This is a genomic window from Melioribacteraceae bacterium, from assembly GCA_019638015.1.
Taxonomy (GTDB): Bacteria; Bacteroidota; Ignavibacteria; order Ignavibacteriales; family Melioribacteraceae; genus JAHBUP01.
Genome location: JAHBUP010000005.1, coordinates 1 through 5538, shown reverse-complemented (window position 1 = coordinate 5538; position 5538 = coordinate 1). Strand labels below are relative to the sequence as shown.

General features: G+C 38.0%; 6 protein-coding genes. 4 read left to right on the top strand and 2 right to left on the bottom strand.

Annotation, left to right across the window (positions count from 1 at the left end):
- The first annotated feature begins 162 nt into the window (after positions 1–162).
- Positions 163–1725: a hypothetical protein gene (locus KF816_17425; protein MBX3009810.1), complete on the top strand. Its 1563-nt coding sequence runs from the start codon at positions 163–165 to the stop codon at positions 1723–1725.
- 71 nt (positions 1726–1796) lie between these two features.
- On the opposite strand, the gene KF816_17420 is transcribed toward KF816_17425, so the two are convergent.
- Together KF816_17420 and KF816_17415 are read right to left on the bottom strand one after the other, a co-directional pair.
- Positions 1797–1964 carry a hypothetical protein gene (locus KF816_17420; GenBank protein MBX3009809.1) on the bottom strand — a complete coding sequence of 56 codons (168 nt, stop codon included), beginning with the start codon at positions 1962–1964 and terminating at the stop codon, positions 1797–1799.
- A gap of 27 nt (positions 1965–1991) precedes the next feature.
- On the bottom strand, positions 1992–2366 hold the full coding sequence (locus KF816_17415; GenBank protein ID MBX3009808.1) for a transcriptional repressor: 375 nt from the start codon (positions 2364–2366) through the stop codon (positions 1992–1994).
- A 102-nt stretch (positions 2367–2468) separates the two neighbouring features.
- Between KF816_17415 and KF816_17410 the strand changes: the two genes are divergently transcribed.
- From KF816_17410 to KF816_17400, 3 genes are all read left to right on the top strand, one after another.
- Positions 2469–3473 carry an NAD(P)/FAD-dependent oxidoreductase gene (locus KF816_17410; protein MBX3009807.1) on the top strand — a complete coding sequence of 335 codons (1005 nt, stop codon included), beginning with the start codon at positions 2469–2471 and terminating at the stop codon, positions 3471–3473.
- Between the two features lie 273 nt (positions 3474–3746).
- Complete coding sequence (locus tag KF816_17405) at positions 3747–4028, top strand: hypothetical protein (protein ID MBX3009806.1); 282 nt, start codon at positions 3747–3749, stop codon at positions 4026–4028.
- Positions 4029–4394: 366 nt separating this feature from the next.
- A partial coding sequence (locus KF816_17400) for an IS4 family transposase (protein ID MBX3009805.1) occupies positions 4395–5538 on the top strand: 1144 nt, incomplete at its 3' end.

Here is a 5538-nt window from a genome sequence, read left to right as displayed (position 1 = left end):
AGCTTAGTACTACTATTCAGCTACATATCCGGCTGACCGAACACTAATAAGCTATAAAATATATTCTCAACTTTTGTATCTTACATCGGCAGCAGTACCGGGCTGGACGTTTTTCAAATACCCTGCCGAACGCAAAGCTGTTGAACGTTGGGCGCAATATCAATGAGACTTTTCCATATCATATTAACCATCACATTATCCCTTGTAGCACAGTTTCAATTATTAGCTCAAATACCATACGACAGCAGAAAGAAGTTTGAAGTGAAGCAATTACAGGAAGATTTCAAAGTGCTTCAGGAAGTTTTGGAAGAAGTACATCCGGGATTGTACAGATATTCCGGTAAGGAAACAATTGACTCTTTATTTAATTCCTCCTATAACCAGATCATCAGCCCGATGACCGAAATCGAATTTTATCGGGTTATAAATCGAATAGTTACTGCGGTTAGAGATGAACATACATTTGCACTTCCATCAAAAGGTTATTGGGTTTCACAAATTGGACAAACTGTATATGATAACTTAGTTGATGGCGGCAACGCTTTATTATTTCCTTTTTTTGTCAGGATAATTGATAATCGGCTGTATATAGACAATAATTTGAGTGATGACTTTTCTTTAAAGCGCGGCGACGAGATATTACAAATCAATGGACAAACTGCTAGGGAAGTTTTAAAAACTCTTTTGCCAACCATTCACACAAATGGATATGTAGAGACATTTAGAAAAAGAAATCTTGAACAATTTTCGATGCATCAAACCTATAACCGTTTTATAGTTCATTATGCATTGTTTATTGGCATGCCTGATACTTTTAAGCTAAGAATAAAGCGTTATGGAAGTGAACAAATTAAAACGGTGAATATAACTGCGTTAACTTCAAAAACTATTTATCAGCATTATTGGAGGCGGTATTCAACATTAAACGATCCGAAGAAACACAGAGAAAACCCCTATGAGTTCAACCTGTTAAATGATTCAACTGCTTACCTAAGACTTTCTGATTTTCATGATTATGCCTGGCTAAAATATAATTACAGCACATCAACGGAATTTAAAAGTATTGCACACATTCTTCAGAAGAAGTCAATAAAAAACCTCATTATTGACTTGAGAAATAATGAAGGTGGAGATTTGGGAATTGGGATGAAACTTATGCCTTATATAACCACTGGCACATTTCAGCCTTACCAATATCACGAAGTAAACAATTACAGGTTTCCTGAACTGAAGGCTTATTTTGAAGATTCCACAGCATTTCCCAATTATCCGGACGAGCTTTTTATAGCTCAGAAAAATGGCACTTTTAGAAGTAACCCGCAATATAAAACTGAAAACTGGTCAAGACCAATGCAACCAGACTCTAATAATTACAAAAACAATTTGTATGTTCTTATCAATGGTGTTACGGGCTCTGCTGCTTCTATTTTTGCGACGCTGATAAGAGTGAATAGAAAGGATGCAGTTTTTGTAGGTGAAGAAAGTGGCGGCGATATGGAAGGCCCTGTTTCAGGATCTGGAACTGACATTACTTTGCCTAATACCAAAATCAGGGTGGACATTCCGTGGATTAAAAGAGTTGTGAACCTGAATGGTTATAAGCACACCAAAGGTCATGGAATACAGCCTGATTATGATATCACCCCTTCGATTAAAGATTTTACTAATAACGTGGACACTGAATTAGGATTCGTCTTTTCTCTCACCGAAAATAGAAAGAAATAAAACAGATACTGCTGCCAACACGGTTTGGCTATATGGCGGGGCGACGAATATATTCTCAGCTTGGTTGTTCGCTATTCGGCTTCAGTTCCAGCCGACGAACAACGCCGGGCAATAGAATTAACAATGAACATTTTCCGCCGCGGCGGATTAGCTGCGGTTCCGGGCAGACGGAATACTAATTCCACACCTGCAGCAAACCCTGTTCGTTGACGGTAATGGTAGGACGACCGTGCAGACATCAAACTTTCGGCTGAAAAAAAAACGATTTACGAACACTGCGGACAAATTCCCGTAAGTACACAATTCACACTTTCGACATTGTAACCATTGGGAACGGAAAAATGAACAGCTTCGGGTAAACATTCCATGGTTTGACAACTCGTACAGCGAAAATGAAAATGATTATCAGCTAATTTTTTCTCATCACATTTCATACAAACAGCAAAATATTGTTTTCCGTCTTCAGCAACAATTTTATGTACCAATCCATCTTCACAAAAGCGGTTTAACACTCTGTAAATCGTGGCTCTGTCAATTTCTACACCTATTTTTTGTTCAATTGCATCACGGCTCATTGCTTTTCCTGAACTTATCAATAAGTCCAAAACGGCTTCTTTTGACGGTGTGTTTCTGCGTTTCATCTCTACTGTTTTTCTTCGGCAAATTTAATGCAAATAATTCGCATTAAACTATTGCGATTCTGTCGCAATAATAAAAACTTTCCTATCTTTGTCCCAAAAAAGATGATGACAAGACGGGAAATCATAAAACAAAGCGGACTTGCTTTAACCGCATTGGCGTTGCCTTTTCCATTAACAGCATTTACAAAATTCAATCGTATGACAGACAATAAAAATTTTGACGTAATTATCATTGGTGGCAGTTACGCAGGACTTTCATCAGCAATGGCTTTGGGGCGAGCTTTGCGGAATGTGCTAATCATTGACAGCGGTTTGCCTTGCAACAGACAAACGCCACATTCGCACAACTTCATTACGCAAGACGGAGAAAAACCAAATGTAATTGCTGAAAAATCTAAGAAACAGGTTTTGAAATACGACACAGTAAAATTCCTGAACGACCTTGCTGTTAGTGGACAAAAAAACGAAAACGGTTTTGAAATTACCACTAAAACAGGCAAAACTTTTGAAACAAAAAAACTCGTTTTTGCAACAGGCGTAAAAGACATAATGCCCGACATCAAAGGATTTTCGGAATGTTGGGGCATTTCGGTAATTCATTGTCCATATTGCCACGGTTACGAAGTAAAACACGAAAAAACAGGTATTTTAGCCAACGGAAATTTTGCATTGCATTACGCTCAACTCATTCGTAATTGGACAAAAGATTTAACCATTTTCACAAACGGAAAACCTACTTTGACACAAGAGCAAACCGACAAAATCAATAAGCATAACATTCCGATAATTGAAAAAGAAATTGCTGAAATCAAACACGAAAACGGTAATGTTCAACAAATCGTTTTCAAAGACCATTCAACCTTTGACTTGAAAGCAATTTACTCACGACCCAACTTTGAGCAACATTGCAAAATTCCCGAAACATTGGGTTGCGAACTAACAGAACAAGGATTGCTTAAAGTAGATATGTTTCAGAAAACAACCGTAACAAATATTTTTGCTTGTGGCGACAATGCAAGCCTATTGCGTTCGGTAGCCAATGCCGTAGCGACAGGAAATATGGTAGGTGCAATTGTAAACAACACAATGACCGAAGAAGAATTTTAGCGGACGAAAAACCACATACCGCCAACACCGGTTTTGCGTCAGGCGGGGTGAAGTGCTTCGTATGACAGTTTTTCGTAAATTTGAAGTTTCGGCTTCGTAAGAAAGTTTGGTGGTAAAATCCCGCCCGAACGCAAAGCCGCAAACCGTTGTGCGCAAGCTGCTATTCCCATTGAACAGATGATGAGAACATTTCTATTATATTTTCTGCTCCTCTTCTTTTTGATTAGTTGTCATAAGAAGAAGCCATACACCTATATCGAGGCCGTAAAATCAGTGACAGACAAGGGCGACTCTGTTATAAAGTATCGAACTGGTGAATATATCTTTCAAGATTCTGATTCTGCTGCATATGTAGAAGCATATCGCAAATTTGTAATCTCTAAAACTGTCAATGCTGATTTGAGTCTTAGCAAAGGGGCCATGTCCTTTAGACCTTTAGACTTCAAACTATGGAATCCAGAAAAAATTGATATCTCTAAAACTGTGAAATTTATTGGGAAAAGTAGTTTTGAAATGCGCATGGAGGAAACGATACGTGCATTGAAAGTTGAATAGGCTTGAAGCCAGGATTTCTGGCCACCTAGATTGATGGAAGGTGTTTTATTTGGATAAGTCTTTTTCGTTTATGTGAGCGCTTTGGACTGAATCGATAGACAATGAACTTATTGGTTGATCGCCTGCGCACAACCTGGGTTTTCTACTATGCTGGTTGAAGAAAAACATCAACAACAAATCGCAAATCAGCAACTGTTCCGGCAGAAGAATCACAGATGAACAAAATAATATATCTTCATCATTAGTGTCCGGTAAAAAATAATATTAGTTCTTTGAAAGTCTTATTGGATAAAGGTTTGATCAAAATTTAGTTTGGTGACGATTTGAAATGAGCCATTTTATAACTTACTGAAAATCAGCATAGTTATGAATCAAGGCAAATATGTCTTTGCGCAAGCAATTACCTTTCTTCCCGCCAGAATATTTGATCGTTGTGTACGTAAATATCAAGGCGATAAGTGGGTAAAACATTTTACGTGCTGGAACCAACTGTTGTGTATGATGTTTGGACAATTAACTAACCGCGATAGTCTCAGAGACTTACTTGTTTGCATAAATGCACATCAGCCAAAGCATTATCATTTAGGATTAGGAAAACGTATATCCCGGTCTAATCTTGCTGAGGCCAATGAGAAAAGGGACTATCGGATCTTTGAGATGTTTGCTTATGAAATGATTGCCGAAGCCCGTAAATGCTGCATACCTGATAGCGATTTTGATTTGTCTGTTCAGGGAAACGTATATGCTTTTGATAGCACTGTGATAGATTTATGCTTAAATATATTCTGGTGGGCTACTTTCCGAAAAGCTAAAGCCGCTATCAAACTGCACACGTTGTTTGATGTAAAGACCTCCATTCCTGTTTTCATACATATTACTGCTGCAAGCGTGCACGATATAAATGGATTGGATAAACTTGTTTACGAAACTGATGGATACTACATCATGGACCGCGGCTACGTTGACTTTGAAAGACTTTACATTATTGACCAGCATGAAGCCTTTTTTGTCACCAGGGCCAAGAGTAATACTAAGCTGAAACGAATATCATCTTCAAAGCCAGACAAATTGAAAGGCGTGATGTGTGATCAGCGGGTAATACTTACGGGTCATTACTCTTACAAATCCTACCCGAAGCAATTTCGGAGGATAAAATTTTATGATGCTGAGCAAAACAGAACGTTTGTCTTTCTGTCCAATAACCTTACACTTCCTGCTATCGAAATCGCTATGTTGTATAAGTATAGATGGAGAATAGAACTGTTTTTCAAATGGATCAAGCAACACCTCAAAATAAAATCCTTTTGGGGCACTTCTGCTAACGCAGTGAAAATACAAGTCTACATTGCTATCATTACCTACACGATGGTAGCAATTATCAAAAGCAAGTTGAGGTTGAAACAATCAACCTATGAAATCTTACAGGTGTTGAATGTATCTCTTTTAGATAAAACACCTTTAAGGCAACTTTTTGAAAACTCTTTATCCCAAGATGTCAAAGAACAAAATT